General features: G+C 59.4%; 12 protein-coding genes. 6 read left to right on the top strand and 6 right to left on the bottom strand.

Translation table 11 applies throughout. The features are described from left to right. Window positions 1-14 precede the first annotated feature (14 nt). From I9H09_RS16235 to mfd, 3 genes are all read right to left on the bottom strand, one after another. Window positions 15-2,771 (bottom strand): DEAD/DEAH box helicase, encoded by a 2,757-nt coding sequence (locus I9H09_RS16235; RefSeq protein ID WP_005887524.1) that lies wholly within the window; start codon window positions 2,769-2,771, stop codon window positions 15-17. A gap of 75 nt (window positions 2,772-2,846) precedes the next feature. Beyond that, complete coding sequence (locus I9H09_RS16230) at window positions 2,847-3,371, bottom strand: CsiV family protein (RefSeq protein WP_122346929.1); 525 nt, start codon at window positions 3,369-3,371, stop codon at window positions 2,847-2,849. An 11-nt stretch (window positions 3,372-3,382) separates the two neighbouring features. After that, a complete protein-coding gene (gene mfd / locus I9H09_RS16225) occupies window positions 3,383-6,835 on the bottom strand; it encodes a transcription-repair coupling factor (RefSeq protein WP_122325332.1) in 3,453 nt (1,150 codons plus the stop codon). Window positions 6,836-7,024: 189 nt separating this feature from the next. Here mfd and I9H09_RS16220 point away from each other — a divergent pair, with 189 nt between their 5' ends. Together I9H09_RS16220 and I9H09_RS16215 are read left to right on the top strand one after the other, a co-directional pair. Further along, window positions 7,025-8,488, top strand: coding sequence for a glyceraldehyde-3-phosphate dehydrogenase (locus I9H09_RS16220; RefSeq protein WP_122346928.1), 1,464 nt, complete (start codon window positions 7,025-7,027; stop codon window positions 8,486-8,488). Between the two features lie 146 nt (window positions 8,489-8,634). Further along, the gene (locus I9H09_RS16215) at window positions 8,635-9,897 is read left to right on the top strand and encodes an MFS transporter (RefSeq protein ID WP_122325334.1); all 1,263 of its coding nucleotides are present in this window, start codon (window positions 8,635-8,637) and stop codon (window positions 9,895-9,897) included. A 66-nt stretch (window positions 9,898-9,963) separates the two neighbouring features. Here the strand turns inward: I9H09_RS16215 and tcuC are convergent, their stop codons facing one another. After that, window positions 9,964-11,256, bottom strand: coding sequence for an MFS transporter (gene tcuC / locus I9H09_RS16210; protein WP_005887534.1), 1,293 nt, complete (start codon window positions 11,254-11,256; stop codon window positions 9,964-9,966). 376 nt (window positions 11,257-11,632) lie between these two features. Between tcuC and I9H09_RS16205 the strand changes: the two genes are divergently transcribed. Next, the gene (locus I9H09_RS16205) at window positions 11,633-12,676 is read left to right on the top strand and encodes an FAD:protein FMN transferase (RefSeq protein ID WP_183142434.1); all 1,044 of its coding nucleotides are present in this window, start codon (window positions 11,633-11,635) and stop codon (window positions 12,674-12,676) included. A gap of 162 nt (window positions 12,677-12,838) precedes the next feature. Beyond that, window positions 12,839-14,233 carry a Si-specific NAD(P)(+) transhydrogenase gene (sthA, locus tag I9H09_RS16200; protein WP_122346927.1) on the top strand — a complete coding sequence of 465 codons (1,395 nt, stop codon included), beginning with the start codon at window positions 12,839-12,841 and terminating at the stop codon, window positions 14,231-14,233. A gap of 42 nt (window positions 14,234-14,275) precedes the next feature. Here the strand turns inward: sthA and I9H09_RS16195 are convergent, their stop codons facing one another. Beyond that, entirely contained in the window at window positions 14,276-14,998 is a 723-nt protein-coding gene (locus tag I9H09_RS16195; protein WP_024670680.1) for a glycerophosphodiester phosphodiesterase, read from the bottom strand. A 57-nt stretch (window positions 14,999-15,055) separates the two neighbouring features. Then, on the bottom strand, window positions 15,056-15,643 hold the full coding sequence (locus tag I9H09_RS16190; protein ID WP_024670679.1) for a PilZ domain-containing protein: 588 nt from the start codon (window positions 15,641-15,643) through the stop codon (window positions 15,056-15,058). Between the two features lie 102 nt (window positions 15,644-15,745). Between I9H09_RS16190 and I9H09_RS16185 the strand changes: the two genes are divergently transcribed. Beyond that, complete coding sequence (locus I9H09_RS16185; RefSeq protein ID WP_005887544.1) at window positions 15,746-16,996, top strand: lipoprotein-releasing ABC transporter permease subunit; 1,251 nt, start codon at window positions 15,746-15,748, stop codon at window positions 16,994-16,996. 7 nt (window positions 16,997-17,003) lie between these two features. Beyond that, entirely contained in the window at window positions 17,004-17,687 is a 684-nt protein-coding gene (gene lolD, locus I9H09_RS16180) for a lipoprotein-releasing ABC transporter ATP-binding protein LolD (RefSeq protein WP_173402282.1), read from the top strand. Window positions 17,688-17,732 lie beyond the last annotated feature (45 nt).

Genomic DNA, 17,732 nt, shown 5'->3' with positions numbered 1-17,732 from the left:
CGCTTCGGGTCAGGTCACTTTCGGGTCTTTTTCGGCGCTGCGGGCAGCGGTGCGAAAAGAGCCTGCAGGTCTTCGTCGCGCAGTTTCCAGTCGCCGCTGGTTCGGCCGTCCAGCACGCCGGCTGCCAGTGCCGATTTTTCCCGTTGCAGGCGCTGGATTTTCTCTTCCACGGTGCCGCGCGCGATCATTTTGTAAACGAATACCGGCTTGTCCTGGCCAATGCGATAAGCGCGGTCAGTGGCCTGGTTTTCTGCTGCCGGGTTCCACCAGGGGTCGTAATGGATCACGGTGTCGGCGGCGGTCAGGTTGAGGCCGGTACCGCCGGCTTTCAGGCTGATCAGGAAGATGGGCAGCTTGCCGCTCTGGAAGTCGTGAATCGGTGTGCGTCGGTCACGCGTCGAGCCGGTCAGCAATGCGTAGGCAATGCCGCGCTGTTTCAGCTCTTCTTCGATCAGGCTGAGCATCGAGGTGAACTGGGAGAACAGCAGAATCTTGCGACCTTCGGCCAACAATTCCTCGAACATCTCCATCAGGCTGTTGAGCTTGCCCGAGGTGCCTTGCTTGCTGTTGGCCGGCATGTCCTGATTGACCAGTCGCAGGTCGCAGCACACCTGACGCAGCTTGAGCAGCGCCTCGAGAATGATGATCTGGCTGCGCGCCACGCCCTTGCGGGTGATCTCGTCTCTGACCTTTTTGTCCATCGCCAGACGCACGGTTTCATATACGTCGCGCTGTGCGTCGTTAAGGTCTACCCAGTGAATGATCTCGGTCTTGGGTGGCAGCTCGGTCGCCACCTGCTCTTTGGTGCGGCGCAGCAGGAACGGCTTGATGCGCGCATTCAGGTGATGCAGGCGATCCTGGTTGCCGTGTTTTTCAATGGCCGTACGGTAGTTGCTGTTGAATTCCTTGCTGTTGCCCAGCCAGCCGGGCATGAGGAAGTGAAACAGTGACCACAGCTCGCCCAGGTGGTTTTCCAGCGGCGTGCCGCTCAGGCACAGGCGCTGACGTGCATTGAGGTTGCGTGCAGCCTGGGCAGCCTTGCTGTTGGGGTTCTTGATGTACTGCGCTTCATCGAGAATCAGCACGTGGAAGGGCTGCTTTTCAAGCAGCTCAAGGTCCCTTGGCAGCAGCGCATAGGTGGTCAGAATCAGGTCGTAATCCTGCAGGTTGCCTGCGTCCTGATGACGATTGGCACCGTACAGCGCCAGCACCTTGAGGTCTGGCGTAAAGTGCTCGGCTTCGTCCAGCCAGTTGGGGATCAGGCTGGTCGGCATGACCGCTAGCGCAGGTCGGTCGAGGCGTCCGGCCTGTTTCTCCATCAACAGATGCGCCAGGGTCTGCAGCGTTTTGCCCAGGCCCATGTCATCCGCCAGTACGCCGCCCACTTCCAGCTCGCGCAACGACTGCATCCAGCTGAGACCTTCCAGCTGATAGGGCCGCAACGTGGCGTTCAGGCCATCGGGCAGGCTGACCGGTGCGTCCTTGATGTTGATCAGGCGCTCGGCAAAATGGCGCAGACGGTCGCCGCCCTGCCAGGTCAGCGGCAGGTCTTCAAGCTGGGTCAGGCGTGCAGCATCGGCCTTGCTCATGCGCAGCGCGTTGTTGCCGTCCTGACGCCAGTAGAAATCACCCAGCGTCGCCAGCACCGGCTTGAGCCGGCCGTAGGGCAGGGCGATCTGCACCGGGCTGCCGCCGCTCTGGGTGAAATGGTTGAGCTGCACCAGCAATTGTTCTTCGTCGCCGCGTTTGGCCACGGCGGTAGGGCTCATCAGTTCGGGATGGCTGCGAATCAGGTTGATCAGGATCGGCAGCAGGCTCAGGCGCTCGCCGTTGACGATAATGCCCAGTTCCAGGTCGAACCAGTCGCGCTCGTTTTCTTCGTCGATTACCGCGTACCAGTCTTCCACTGGCGTGACATCGAAGCCGAACTCTTCCTGAATCTCGATTTCCCAGCCTTGCTCACGCAGCCGGGGCAGGTCGTCGAGTACGAAATGCAGCCATGCCTTGTCGTTGGGCAGTTCGTACATGTCACCAGCGCTGTCAGGCAACGCCTTGCTCTGCCGGGTTGCGACCTTGAAGCCCAGATCGGCGAGTTCCTGACGCAGCTGCCGTTCCTTCTCGCCCTGACGACGTATGCGCAGCGTTTCGGTTTCGGTGTGTTCGATGATGTCGCTTTTCTGATTGACCAGATCACTGCCCAGCGAACTGACCAGAATGCTCACGTTGGTGGTGCCGACCGCGTAGTGCTTGCCGTAGGCAAATGCCAGTGCGGCGCGATGCTGGATGTGTCGCTGCATGCGGCCGTTACGTGGCTCGTAGGCACTGAACTCGATGCTCGCCAGTATCAGTCTGGGGCGAGGTTGCAGGTCATCGATCAAGCGCTCCGGCAGTTTGAGTCGTTGCACTGCCTGCTGTTCGACCTGTTGCTCTATCTCCCGCTGGTGCGAACTCAGAGCGGCCTGTAACAGTGGCCGGTTTTCCGGGTCCTGAAGAAAGAGCATCGCTGCCACGCAATGTTTGCAGTCGTTGCGAACCGGGCAGGTGCATTTGCAGGTCAGGAAGTTCTTGTAGCGATCAGGGTCTTTGAACAGCAGGGTCTGGGTATATATCTGCAGGCCAGAGCCCCGGCATGCGGTACGGATGATCTGCGGGCTGGAGTCTTCCAGCACGATGCGTTTTTGCCGGGCATAGTCACGCCCTCGCTCAAGCGTTCGATCGTGGAATAAGTCTGTCCAGGCCGCGGCCAGGACTTTTTCAAGGATGGACGACAAGTTTTAAAAAGCCCTACGCCGCAGCGATACTCAAAAGAAAGGGAGCGCCGCAGCGTCCCTTGCGTACGTAAAAAATCAAAGAGGAGAAACCTTGATCAGCAACGCGAGGTTGCCATTATCCAGATAGGTCAGCTCGCCATTTTTCACCCTGGCGGTCTGCTTCAGCCGTTCGCTGCTGATGACCACGCCGTGCGGGTCCAGCTGATTGACCCAGAATTGCGCATCGATATCAGTGAAGCGCGCCAAGGCGAGAGTCACGGTGCCCTCGATAGGGAAATGCCCGAGTTTCTCTTCACCGCTGGTCACCGCCATTTTGCCGGGCTCGGTGCCGATGTTCTGCTGCCAGGCGCGCTGCATCAGCACGTCATAGCTGCCGCTGCCTTGAAGTTTACCCGCCAGATCCATCAGCGTGGGGCTTCGTTCATTGCCCGAGTCGATTCTCTGCGCGCCATTGTCCCAGTTTTCCGGCACGCGCTGGCGGGTCGAGGCGGGTTCGCCATGTTGGCGAAACAGCAGGACCTCGACCTGATACAGGCCGTCCGCGAACGCTGTCGGGGCGACCAGCGTCAGCAGCAGGATCAATGAACGGAACAAAAGCATGCGTGAATCCTTCAAGCAGTTTTCGGGGTCAGGCGCTCAAACAGCGCTTCGATCGTATTGAAGCGCTCTTCCGGACGCTCCATTGGCACCATGAATTTGAACAGTGTGGCACCCTCGAACTTGTAGCGGTTGGGCTGGCTCTGGATCAGCTTGATCAGCGTCAGCGGGTCAACCGGGGTATCGGCCGCGAACTCGATACGGCCACCCTGGGGACCCGCGTCGACTTTCTTGATACCCAATTGTTCGGCCTGCAACTTGAGCAGCGTGATCCGGACCAGATGCTTGGTCGGCTCTGGCAGCAGACCGAATCGGTCGATCATTTCGACTTGCAGGTCCTTCAGCGCATCTTCGTCTGCCGCGTTGGCAATGCGCTTGTAGAGAATCAGGCGGGTGTGTACGTCTGGCAGGTAGGCTTCCGGGATCAGGGCCGGCACGCGCAGGTTTATTTCCGGACCGCCGCCCAGCGGTTGATCAAGGTTAGGCTGTTCGCCCTTGCGGATGGCCTTGACCGCACGCTCGAGCATCTCCATGTACAGCGTAAAGCCCACTGCCTGGATCTGCCCGCTCTGGCCATCACCCAGCAGCTCACCTGCGCCGCGGATTTCCAGGTCATTGGTGGCAAGCACGAAGCCTGCGCCGAGGTCCTGAGTATTGGCGATTGCTTCCAGGCGCTTTTCGGCGTCGTGGGTGATCTGCTTGCGCGGTGGGGTCAGCAGGTAGGCATAGGCCTGGTGGTGACTGCGCCCGACGCGACCGCGCAACTGGTGCAACTGAGCCAGGCCAAACTTGTCCGCGCGCTCGATGATGATGGTGTTGGCGCTCGGCACGTCGATACCGGTTTCGATGATGGTCGAGGCGATCAGCACATTGAAGCGCTTGTGGTAGAAGTCGCTCATGACCTGCTCGAGATCACGTTCGCGCATCTGCCCGTGGCCGATGCCGATACGCGCTTCCGGCACCAGTTCGGCCAGGTCTGCCGCGCATTTCTCGATGGTCTTGACGTCGTTGTGCAGGTAATAGACTTGCCCGCCGCGCAGTAACTCGCGCAGCAGGGCTTCCTTGATCGTCGGTTTGTTCTGCTCCATGACGAAGGTGCGGACCGACAGCCTGCGCGCCGGTGGCGTGGCGATGATCGACAGATCACGCATGCCCGACACGGCCATGTTCAGGGTGCGCGGGATCGGTGTTGCGGTCAGGGTCAGAATGTCGACTTCGCTGCGCAGCGCCTTGAGCTGTTCTTTCTGGCGCACGCCGAAGCGGTGTTCTTCGTCGATGATCACCAGACCGAGGTTTTTGATCTTCACGTCGTCCTGCAGCAGCTTGTGCGTGCCGATGACGATGTCGATCTTGCCTTCTGCCAGATCGGCAACGGCAGCACTGACTTCCTTGGCGGATTTGAAGCGGCTCATCACCTCGACAGTTACCGGCCAGTCGGCAAAACGGTCGCGAAAACTGTTGTAGTGCTGCTGGGCGAGAAGTGTGGTGGGCACCAGGATTGCGACCTGACGCCCGCCGTGAACGGCAATGAATGCGGCACGCATGGCCACTTCGGTCTTGCCGAAGCCCACGTCGCCGCACACCAGTCGGTCCATCGGTTTGGGCGCCAGCATGTCGGCGCGCACGGCTTCGATGGTGGTCTGCTGGTCCGGAGTTTCCTCGAACGGAAAACCGGCACTGAACGTTGCGTAATCGGCTTTCGGGTCGGCGAACGCATAGCCTTCGCGGGCGGCGCGGCGCGCATAGATATCGAGCAATTCGGCCGCCACGTCGCGGACCTGTTCGGCTGCCTTGCGTTTGGCCTTCTGCCAGGTTTCCGAGCCCAGCCGGTGTAACGGCGCCATCTCGTCATCGCTGCCTGTATAGCGTGCGATCAGGTGCAGGTTGGCGACCGGTACGTAAAGCTTGGCGTCCTCGGCGTAGGCCAGCATCAGAAATTCAGCGATCTGGTTCTCGACTTCCAGCGTCGCGAGTCCCAGATAACGACCGACGCCATGATCGATATGCACCACCGGCGCGCCTTCGCGCAGCTCGGTCAGGTTCTTGATCACGGCATCGTTGTTGCCGCCGTCGGTGCGTTTTTCACGGCGCCGACGCTGCATCACGCGTTGACCGAACAGCGGGCTTTCAGCAACCAGCGCCAGCGCAGGCTGTTCAAGCAGCAGGCCGTCGTCCAGCGGTGCGATGGTGATTGCCAGGCGGTCTTTGCCGTCGACAAAATCGAGCCAGCTGTCGACCGTTTTCGGGCGCAGCTTCAGGCGCTCGAGCAGTTCCAGCAGCACTTCACGACGTCCGGCGGATTCGGCGGTGAACAGCACGCGACCGGGGAACTCGTCGAGGAATTTCGACAATGCCGCCAATGGCTGGGTGGCCTTGGCTTCGATGGACAGGTCTGGCAGAACCTGCGCAGGAAAGCGTTCGCGTCCGGCACCGGCGTCTACGTCCTGCTGGCTCGCCACCACGCGCGGCCAGTTCTTCAGGCGCGCGAAGCAGTCTTCCACCGGCAGGAACAACTCGGCCGGAGGCAGCAGCGGGCGGGCCGGATCGACGCGACGCTCTTCGTAACGATTGCGCACGTCGTTCCAGAAGTTCTCTGCTGCCTGCTCGATGCCTGGCAGCGAGAACACTTGGGTGTCCTGCGGCAGGTAATCGAACAAGGTCGAGGTTTCTTCGAAGAACAGCGGTATGTAGTACTCGATGCCGGCCGGGGTAATGCCGCTGCTCAAGTCCTGAAAGATCGGGCTGCGTCGGAAGTCGACATCGAAGCGCTCGCGAAAGCGCGCCTTGAAGCGCGTGACTTCCTCTTTCTGCAGCGGAAATTCGCGGGCCGGCAACAGACGCACCGATTCGACCTTGTCGATGGAGCGCTGGGTGTCCGGGTCAAAGGTGCGCAGGGTTTCGATCTCGTCATCGAACAGGTCGATGCGAAACGGCAGCTTGCTGCCCATCGGGAACAGATCGATCAGCGCCCCACGAACAGTGAACTCGCCGTGCTCGTAAACCGTGTCCACATAGCGGTAGCCGCTGGCTTCCAGACGGGTGCGCATGGCGTCCACGTCGAGCTTCTGACCGACATCCAGCACCAGGCTGCTGCCAAGCAGGAATTTGGTCGGCGCGAGTCTGTGTAGGGCCGTGGTAATAGGTACTACCAAAACGCCATGCTCCAGCTCCGGCAAGCGGTAAAGGCTGGCGATACGCTGGGAGATGATGTCCTGATGCGGCGAAAACAAGTCGTAGGGCAGGGTTTCCCAGTCCGGGAAGTGCAGCACCGGCAGCGTGGGGGCGAAAAACTTCAGCTCTTGCTCAAGACGCTCGGCGCTTTGGCTGTCGGCGGTCAAAAGCAGGGTGAAGCGCTTGGCTGCGCTGGCGGCCTCGGCAATGGCCAGGCTCAGTGCAGCACCGGGAAGGTTGCCCCAGTGTTGTTTGCCTGCAGCGGCAGAAAGATGCGGTAGACGCAGAACGGGCACGGAAGGTCAGGCTCCAGGCGTTGCGACAGGGGCGGCGATTGTAACGGGGGAAGGTGGTGGCTGTCAGTTTTCCAGCGTGTTACCTGATATTTACGGTTAGAAATTATGTAGTGCCGGCTGATCTGACAGCCGCGCATTGCTCATAAACACTGGCGCGGTCATAATGTAGCCCCTTTTTTCAGCCCCTACATGTGGAAGGTTCCCGTGACTCAGAAGCCCGACCAGTGTCTTGGTGAATGGATTGATCGTGAAGCCCTCGCCGAAGCGATGATCCCTCTCATCGGTCAGCTCTACCGCAATAACAACGTGGTAAGTTCGATCTATGGCCGCAGCCTGATCAACCGTTCAGTCATCGCGATTCTCAAAGCTCACCGCTTCGCGCGTCATCGTCAGTCCGATGCGGTCGAGTTGTCCGTACATGAGACGTTCCCGCTTATAAAGGCGATGAGCGAGCTCAAGCTGGGTGCCGCTTCGGTGGACCTCGGCAAGCTGGCCGTGAAATTCAAGACTGAAGGCAACGGTCGCACGCCTGAGCAGTTCGTGCGCGAAGAACTCGCCAGTGTAGTGGGTCAGCAGGGCACCAGCCCGCGTAAAGGCACCGACGTCGTGCTGTACGGTTTCGGCCGTATCGGTCGTCTGCTGGCGCGAATCCTGATCGAGAAGACCGGCGGCGGCGATGGCTTGCGTCTGCGCGCCATCGTGGTTCGCAAAGGTGCTGAGAACGATCTGGTCAAGCGTGCCAGCCTGCTGCGCCGTGATTCGGTACACGGCCCGTTCGACGGCACCATCACCATCGACGAAGCCAACAGCACCATCACTGCCAACGGCAACCTGATTCAGGTGATCTACGCCAAGAACCCTACCGAGGTGGATTACACCCAGTACGGTATCAAGGACGCCTTGCTGGTCGACAACACCGGTGTGTGGCGTGACGCCGAAGGTCTGGGCCAGCATCTGGCGTGCCCGGGTATCGACCGCGTCGTGTTGACCGCGCCTGGCAAAGGCAAGCTGAAGAACATCGTGCACGGCATCAACCACGGTGAAATCACCGCTGACGACAAGATCGTTTCTGCGGCATCCTGCACCACCAACGCCATTGTGCCGGTGCTGAAGGCTGTCAACGACAAGTTCGGCATCACCAACGGTCACGTCGAAACAGTTCACTCGTACACCAACGACCAGAACCTGATCGACAACTTCCACAAAGGCGATCGCCGTGGCCGTAGCGCTGCACTGAACATGGTAATCACCGAGACCGGTGCCGCCACTGCTGCTGCCAAGGCATTGCCTGAACTGGCCGGCAAGCTGACCGGTAACGCGATTCGCGTTCCGACGCCGAACGTTTCGATGGCCATTCTCAACCTCAACCTTGAGAAGCCAACCTCCCGCGAAGAAATGAACGAGTACCTGCGCTACATGGCGCTGCACTCGGACCTGCACAAGCAGATCGATTTCGTGAACTCGCAGGAAGTGGTATCCACCGACTTCGTGGGCTCGCGCCACGCCGGCGTCGTGGATGCCGAAGCCACCATCGTCGACGACAACCGCGTTGTGCTGTACGTCTGGTACGACAACGAATTCGGTTACAGCCACCAGGTTGTGCGCGTGATGGAAGACATGGCAGACGTCAATCCGCCAGCTTTCCCGCAATAAGCATGAACGCTTGAGTTGCCGGGCCTGACCGGGCAGCGATAAAAACGGGCCGAACCTTGCGCCAGCAGGTTTCGGCCCGTTTCGTTTTGTGGTGTGTCGTGAGAATCTGTCAGGCGCAGCCCATAACAATGACAGAGCGGTAAAGGATGAGCAGTTCGGCCATGGACGATTTGCAGCAACCACTAAGAAGCAGCTTCTTCCTGCTGTTTCTGACGATTTTCATCCCCTTTGGTCTAGGGCATTTCGTTTCCTACCTGTTTCGTACTGTCAACGCAGTGATCTACGTTGACCTGCAAACCGACCTCAGCTTGCCTGCGAGCAGCCTCGGGCTGCTGACGGGCGTGTATTTCCTCACCTTCGCAGCCGCGCAGATTCCCCTCGGCGTAATGCTTGATCGTTATGGCCCGCGCAGCGTACAGGCGCCGATGCTGTTGTTTGCGGTCGCCGGTTCGGTCATTTTTAGTGTCTCCAGTACCGAGACGGGGCTGCTGATAGGGCGTGGTCTGATCGGGCTTGGGGTAGCGGGCTCGCTGATGAGTGCGATCAAGGCGTGCGCCATCTGGTTGCCGGTCGAGCGTTTGCCGCTGAGTACCGCCTGCCTGCTGTCGATTGGCGGACTGGGTGCGATGGCGTCGACCACGCCCCTGCATGTACTGCTGAGCTGGTTGACCTGGCGGGAAGCGTTTCTGATTCTGGCGCTGCTGACCTTTTGCGTGGCGGTGGTCATACACCTCAGTGTTCCCAAGGCCTACGAGAGCAAAAGTACCCACTACAGCGATATGTTTGCTGCGGTCGGCAAACTGTACTCGTCATGGACGTTCTGGCGTCTGGCGTTGTACTCGGTGTTCTCCCACGCCATCTACATGTCGGTCCTGTCGCTGTGGATGGGGCCGTGGTTACGCGATATGGCGGGCTTGAGTGATTCGGGGATGGCCAATGTGCTGTTGTTCGGCGCTATCGCGATGGTGGCGGGGTCCCTGACGTTCGGCACGATCACCGATTATCTGCGCAGGTTCGGCGTGCAGCCGATCATGATCTGCGGCACCGGAATGGTGATCTTTATCGTCTTCCAGATGCTGATGGCCAGCGGCTTGCCAGTATCTCCATACCTGATTGCCATGGGTTTCAGCTTCTTCGGGACCTCGACCACCATGAACTACGCCATCGTGGCGCAATCGGTATCACCGGAGCTTGCGGGAAGGGTCAGCTCTTCCTTCAATCTGGTGGTGTTCGTGCTCGCGTTTTGTCTGCAATGGCTGATAGGGGCGTTGCTGAGCTTGTGGCCAGTCGGGCAGGGAGGTGGGCATCCACTTGAGGCCTATCAGTGGTCGCTGGGTCTGATGATTGCGTTGCAATTGCCTGGCGTGCTGCTTTGGCTCAGCTTCCGGCCCTGGAAGCGTATTGCCTGAAAACACAAAACCCCGGTCCGAGATACCCGGGCCGGGGTTTTGTTTGTCTACAGGTCCAGCGATGAATCAGCTGGCAGAAGCTGCGACTGGTGCTTCAAGCTTTTGCCCGTTCTTGCGGAACAGTACCAGCGTCGCGATCAGACCCAGCACGGCTGCGCCGGTCAGCCAGATGCCTGGCGCTGCCTTGTTGCCCAGCTCGTGGATCAGGTAGGTGCAGGCTGCAGGCGTAAAACCACCGAAGGTCGCCGTTGCCAGGCTGTAGGCCAGCGAGAAGCCGGTGGTGCGCACATCGACCGGCATGATCTCGGTCAGGGCCACGACCATCGCGCCGTTGTAAGAGCCATACAGGAACGACAGCCACAGCTCGACCATCAGCAGGTTGCCGAAGCTCGGGTGCGCAACCAGCCAGGACAGCGCAGGGTAGGCGGTAGCAATGGCCAGCACTGTCGCCGCAATCAGCAGCGGCTTGCGGCCGATACGGTCCGAGAACGAACCCATGATCGGCAACCAGATGAAGTTCGACACGCCGACACAGACCGTCACCAGCAGGCTTTCGAGGTCAGTCAGGTTCAGCTCGTTCTTGCCGAACGTTGGGGTATAGGCTGTGATCAGGTAGAAGGTCACAGTGGTCATGACCACCAGCGCCATGCCACCCAGCACCAGGCCGAAGTTCTGGCCGATCGAGCGCACGACTTCACGCAGGGTTGGACGATGCGTGCGGGCTTCGAACTCAGGAGACTCTTCCAGCGAGCGGCGGATGATGAAGATTGCTGGCACGATCAGGCAGCCGATCAGGAACGGCACGCGCCAGCCCCATTCACCCATTTGCTCCGGGCTCAGCCAGTGGTTCAGGCCAACGCCCAGCAGGCCGGCGAACACCACGGCAGCCTGTTGACTGGCGGACTGCCAGCTGACGAAGAAGCCTTTGCGGCCCGGGGTCGAGATTTCAGCCAGATAGACCGAAACACCGCCCAGTTCCACGCCCGCCGAAAAGCCCTGCAGCAGGCGACCCAGCAGTACGAGCAACGGCGCAATCACGCCCAGCGTGGCATAACCTGGCACGCAAGCAATCAGCAGAGTGCCCATTGCCATCATTGCAAGGGTGATAATCAGTCCCTTGCGCCGTCCGTGACGGTCAATGTAGGCGCCGAGAAAGATTGCTCCCAACGGGCGCATCAGGAAGCCTGCGCCGAAGGTCGCCAGCGATAGCATCAACGATGCAAAAGCGCTGTCGGAAGGGAAGAAGGTCTTGGCAATGGCCGTGGCATAAAAGCCGTAGACCATGAAATCGAACATCTCGAGGAAGTTACCGCTGACAACGCGAAAGATCGCTTTGCCCTTACTGGTGCTGGAGGCCATTTAGTTACTCGCTCAGGCTCGTCGGCTTGGAGTCCGTTGTCGTTGTTATCCGTTTACATCGCCGCTACGTGTGTGCGAATGGCGATGCACACTTGTAACAGTATGTGTAAAGAGGCTCAAAAACAACCGTTTCGGCGATTTGCTATCAACTGACGAGCACTTGACAGATGGGAAAAATAAGACAGCGTCGTCAGGCGTGGTGGTGGCGTATCCAATGAAGAATGAATGGGCTGAACGCTCGTATGGGAACCCTCTGACTGTCAGAGACCACTCACTGCTCCGTTCATCCTCGCCTGGGCGTTGTTTATGGCGCGCCCCGCTATGCTGCGATGAACATCTTTCTGACTTGCCCGCCATCGCATGCAAGTTGCTTTGAATGGTTTTTAAGCTGCGGGGCACGGATTTGCGCGGGTTTGGCAGAATTGCAGGGTGCCTGGTGTTACTTGTGTGCGGCGGTTGTGGTCGCGAGCGAACGCTGGAAAGCTTCGGCGGGCCGACCATGGGCAGTCACTACTCTGTGGTGTATGTGCGCGCTGCCGGCCAGCCCGAGGCAGCAGCGTTGCGGCCAGAGGTAGAGGCGATTCTTGACGAGGTCGATCACCAGATGTCGCTTTGGCGTAGCGACTCGGATATCGAACGCTTCAATGCGCTGCCTGCCAACAGCTGTCAGATCGTGCCCGAATCAATCCTCAAGCTTATCGGTGTCGGCGAACAGCTCTCCCGAGACAGCGACGGCGCCTTTGACTTAACAGTCAAACCGCTGGCGGACTTGTGGGGGCTGGGTGCTCATGGGCCTCTCGAACAAAGGCCGTCGGCACGACAACTGGACGTGACCCGCAAGATCGTCGGCTATCGCAACTTGCGTATCGTCGGCCAGCAACTGTGCAAGAGCGCTGCTGTGCAGGTAGACCTCAACAGTATCGCCGCCGGTCACGCGGTCGACCGTATCAGCCAACTGATGAGCACGTTGGGGTTGCACGATTACCTGGTGCAGGCCACAGGCGAAATGAAAGTCAGCGGTTTCAAGCCCGACGGCTCGCCCTGGCGGGTGACCCTCGATGTGCCAGGCAGTGAGGGTTACGCCACGCAAAAAGTGTTTCCCCTGAACGGTTACGCCGTTTCTACCTCGGGCGACTACCATCGTTACACCGAAACCGATGGCCTGCGTATTTCCGACACGCTCGACGCGCGGACCGGCAGACCCATCCAGCACGCGCTGGCCTCTGTCACCGTTATTCACCCCTCTGCACTGATGGCTGATGGGCTGTCTTCCCTGTTACTGATGCTCGGTCCGGAGCGAGGCTGGAATTATGCGCAGGAACACAAAATCCCTGCTTTTTTTGTGATTCATGCCGATAAGCACTTTATCATCCGTAGCAACGCGTCGTTTGATCGCCTGGCTGTGGAGCAACCGCGATAAGGCGAGAGCACGGAACAGCCGATAACGCACCCTGCGCAGACAAAAATTGGCCTTCGACGCGACCAAGGGTTAATGTTCCCCGCCTCGTTGAAGCGCTAAACTGCGCCGCGTTATTTAGCCAGAGATGCCAAAGTGGCGCCTCGGTCTGTTTAAGGAGTACGCATGGCTGTCTACAACTACGACGTAGTAGTACTGGGTTCCGGCCCTGCCGGAGAAGGCGCGGCAATGAATGCCGCCAAGGCGGGGCGCAAGGTCGCCATGGTCGACAGCCGTCGGCAGGTGGGCGGCAACTGCACCCATTTGGGCACTATACCGTCCAAGGCTCTGCGTCACTCGGTCAAGCAGATCATCCAGTTCAACACCAACCCCATGTTTCGGGCCATCGGCGAGCCACGCTGGTTTTCGTTTCCGGATGTGTTGAAAAACGCCGAAATGGTCATCTCCAAGCAAGTGGCTTCGCGCACCTCCTACTACGCTCGCAACCGCGTCGATGTGTTCTTCGGCACCGGCAGTTTCGCCGACGAGACCAGCATCAACGTGGTCTGCTCCAACGGCGTCGTGGAAAAACTGGTTGCCAATCAGATCATCATCGCCACCGGTTCGCGGCCTTATCGCCCTGCGGATATCGATTTCAGCCACAAGCGTATCTACGACAGCGACACCATCCTCAGCCTGGGCCACACCCCACGCAAACTGATCATCTACGGTGCTGGCGTAATCGGCTGTGAGTACGCGTCGATCTTCAGCGGTCTGGGTGTTCTGGTCGAGCTGGTGGACAACCGTGATCAGTTGCTGAGCTTCCTGGATTCGGAAATCTCTCAGGCGCTGAGCTATCACTTCAGCAACAACAACGTGATGGTTCGCCACAACGAAGAATACGAAAAGGTCGAAGGCCTGGATAACGGTGTTGTTCTGCACCTTAAGTCCGGCAAGAAAATCAAGGCGGACGCCTTGCTGTGGTGCAACGGACGTACCGGCAACACCGACAAGCTGGGGCTGGAGAATATCGGCCTGAAGGCCAACGGTCGCGGCCAGATCGAAGTGGACGAGACCTACAGCACCAGCGTTTCCAACGTCTTCGGCGCCGGTGATGTGATCGGCTGGCCCAGTCTGGCCAGTGCCGCCTATGACCAGGGTCGTTCAGCGGCGGGCAGCGTGGTCGACAACGGCAGCTGGCGCTACGTCAACGACGTGCCGACCGGGATCTACACCATCCCCGAGATCAGTTCGATCGGCAAGAACGAGCACGAACTCACTCAGGCCAAGGTGCCTTACGAAGTCGGCAAGGCGTTCTTCAAGGGCATGGCCCGTGCGCAGATCTCCGGTGAGCGGGTCGGGATGCTGAAGATCCTGTTCCACCGTGAAACGCTTGAAGTGCTGGGCGTGCACTGCTTCGGCGACCAGGCGTCCGAAATCGTACACATCGGTCAGGCCATCATGAGCCAGCCGGGTGATGCGAACACGATCAAGTACTTCGTCAACACCACGTTCAACTACCCGACCATGGCCGAAGCCTACCGGGTAGCTGCTTACGACGGCCTCAACCGGCTTTTTTAAGCGACTCCGGCCGGTGGCCTGAGCCGGCCGGGGAGACCGATTTCAGTGATTCCCGAGCGTGGCGGTGGCCAAACCGGGAAAGTCTGTAATCAGGCTGTCGACGCCGAAATCAGCGAGCCTGCGCATCAGTGCAGGTTCGTTGACCGTCCATACCGACACATGCAGGCCCTGACGTTGTGCTTTCTGCAGGCGCTCCGGGGTACACAGTGTCCAGTTCAATGCGAGCATTTCACAGCCATAGTTCTGCGCAACCTTCAACGGGTCGAGCCAGGCGTATTCGGCTACCAGCCCGCGCGATATATCAGGCGTCAGCTCAAGGGCTGCGCGCAGAACTTCACGTGAGCTGGAGGTGATGGTCACCTTGTCCAGCAACCCGTGACGCTGCACCATTTCCCGGATTGCCAGCACGGTATTGGCCGCGCGGGTGCGTGAGGCGCTTTTGACCTCGAGCTGCCAGTGGTCGAAATCGCACTGTTCGAACAGCTCCTCCAGACGCGGGATGGGGCAGGGCGATACCCAGCCCGGACCACCTTTGCGCGCGTCGTAGTTCACCAGGTCGGCGGCAAGATGCTCGTTGACCTTGCCGCGCCGATCGGTGGTGCGCTTGAGAGTCGTGTCATGGATGACCATCAACTCTCCGTCCAGTGACATGTGCAGATCCAGTTCACAGCGACGTACGCCGTGCTTGAGGCACTGCTGGAAGCTGACCAAGGTGTTTTCCGGTGCTTCGCCCTTGGCGCCGCGGTGGCCGTAGATAAGGGTCACGTTTACTCCTGGCCGTTAAGGCGCCGATTGCTGATGTGAAATAAAGATGGCGGGCAGTCAGTTCCCGGAAGGCTGACCTTGTTCCAGTGCCTGACGTCGATGCTGGGCCTGACGCTGCAATACATGGCGCGCGAGCAATTGGCGTTGCGCGTCCGGCAGGTTGACGAATTCAGTGCTGACGTCGAAATTACCGTCGGCCAGTGCATCGCACTGAGACACTCTGGCGCGCAGCATAAGGCCCGCTGCCTGAGGCATCAGCACCATCTTGATCGACAGTTGTTCGCCTGTTGCAAAACCTTGTTGCGAATTGAATTGAATGCCGCCTTCGGACAGTTTTACCGGCTGAGGAGCCCCCAGTTTGCCCAGTGCGGTGTGCGCAACCACCTCGCCCAGCAGGTCGATGCGCTTGCTCAGGGATTTGAGAAAGCTGTTCAACACCCGGTCGCGTTCGTCGAGCTGGCGCATCAGGTGCTGCGATTCGAACTCGCTGACGTGCAGTTCGCTGAGCAGGTCGAACAGCGTCGAAGTGTCCTGCATGGCATCCTGGCTTGCCTGATCGGCGGAAGACAGGGGGTTAATTTCCAGTGCGACGCTGTCGTCGATACGGTAGTATTCGCGGCGTCCTGCTTCATCTAATGTCGACATGGCGAACCCAAGCTAACGGCGGTGGTCAGAGATTTCCGAGTGTAAAGCTGCACAGCAAGGCCCGCCACATGGACGTCCTCATTCCTGCGAACAAATTCCTACATGTTCAGACCTCTTTTTGTATTCATCGGCACGCGCTACACCCGTGCGAAGCGACGCAACCACTTCGTTTCCTTCATTTCCCTGACGTCCATGATCGGCCTCGCCCTCGGTGTTGTGGTGATGATAGTCGTGTTATCGGTGATGAACGGTTTCGATCACGAAATGCGTACCCGCGTGCTTGGCATGGTGCCACACGCAACCATCGAATCCGCTGACCCGATCACCGACTGGCGTGGCCTAGCGGCCAAGGTGCAGGAAAACCCCCAGGTGCTGGCGGTTGCGCCTTTCACCCAGATGCAGGGTTTGCTGACCCATGACGGTAAGGTGCAGAAGGTCTTGCTCAACGGCATCGACCCGGTTGAAGAGCGCAAGGTCTCGATCATCGATAACTTCATCAAGCAAGGTCGGCTCGACAGCCTGTCGCCCGGTAGCTTCGGGATCATGATCGGCGACAAGGCTGCGGCCAAGCTGGGTGTGGTGGTAGGCGATAAACTGACCTTCGTTGCACCGGAAGTCACTGTCACGCCAGCCGGCATGTTTCCGCGCATGAAGCGTTTCGAGGTTACCGGCATTTTTCATGTGGGTGCTGGCGAAATCGACGGCTTTTTGGGGCTGACCAACCTGGACGACCTGGCCCGTCTGCATCGCTGGAAGCCTCATCAGGTGCAGGGCCTGCGTCTGAAGTTCGATGACTTGTTCGCAGCGCCGCGCACTTCGTGGGAAATCGCCCAGAAACTGGGCGAAAACAATTTCTATTCCCGTGACTGGACGCGCACTCACGGCAACCTCTATCAGGCCATCCGCATGGAAAAAGCCATGATCGGGCTGTTGCTGTTGCTGATTGTGGCCGTCGCGGCGTTCAACATCATTTCCACGCTGGTGATGGTGGTCAATGACAAGAAAGGCGACATCGCGATTCTGCGCACACTGGGCGCCACGCCCCGGCAGATCATGGCGATCTTCATGGTGCAAGGCACGGTGATCGGTGTGGTCGGTACGCTGATCGGCGCGGGGCTGGGCATTCTGGCTGCGCTCAATGTCAGCGCCGCGATTTCGCTGCTTGAAGGGTTGATCGGCCACAAATTCTTGAACGCCGACGTGTATTTCATTGATTACCTGCCTTCGCAGCTGATGGCCCAGGACGTGTTCCAGGTCTGCGGTGCAGCGTTGGTCCTGAGTTTCCTCGCCACCCTGTATCCCGCCTGGCGTGCTGCGCGCACCCAGCCGGCGGAGGCGTTACGTTATGAGTGAGTCGGGCATGTCTGATAAAGCAGTATTGAGTTGCCGGAACCTGGGTAAGTCCTACGAGGAAGGCCCGGAGTCGGTGGTGGTGTTGTCCGGTCTGCAACTTGAATTGCACCCTGGCGAACGCGTGGCGATTGTCGGTACCTCGGGTTCGGGTAAAAGTACCTTGCTGAACCTGCTGGGCGGGCTGGACACGCCTTCGCAAGGCAGCGTCTGGCTGGCAGGTGAAGAGTTATCGGCGCTCGGCGAAAAGGCCCGCGGGCTGTTGCGTAACCGTGCATTGGGCTTCGTCTACCAGTTTCACCATCTGCTGCCCGAATTCACTGCGCTGGAAAACGTCTGCATGCCGTTGTTGATCGGCCGCACGGCAATTCCCGAAGCACGTCAGCGTGCCACGGCGTTGCTGGAGCGCGTCGGTCTCGGTCATCGTCTGGCGCACAAGCCTTCGGAGCTTTCGGGTGGCGAGCGTCAGCGCGTGGCCATTGCCCGCGCATTGGTCAATCAGCCAGGTCTGGTCATGCTCGACGAGCCCACCGGCAACCTCGACCACCACACCGCGCAGGGTATTCAGGACTTGATGCGCGAACTGAGCACGTCATCGCGCACCGCGTTTCTGGTCGTCACCCATGACATGGGTCTTGCCAGGCAGATGGACCGCGTGCTGCGCCTTGAAAACGGTCACCTGGTCGAGGCTTGATCACCGGCCCGGCGCAATCCATCGCGTCGGGTTTCATATTTTTAC

Source organism: Pseudomonas tremae, assembly GCF_023278125.1.
GTDB classification, from domain to species: domain Bacteria; phylum Pseudomonadota; class Gammaproteobacteria; order Pseudomonadales; family Pseudomonadaceae; genus Aquipseudomonas; species Aquipseudomonas tremae.
Note: the sequence above shows the minus strand (reverse complement) of the source record. Positions and strands in the feature narration are given on the sequence as shown.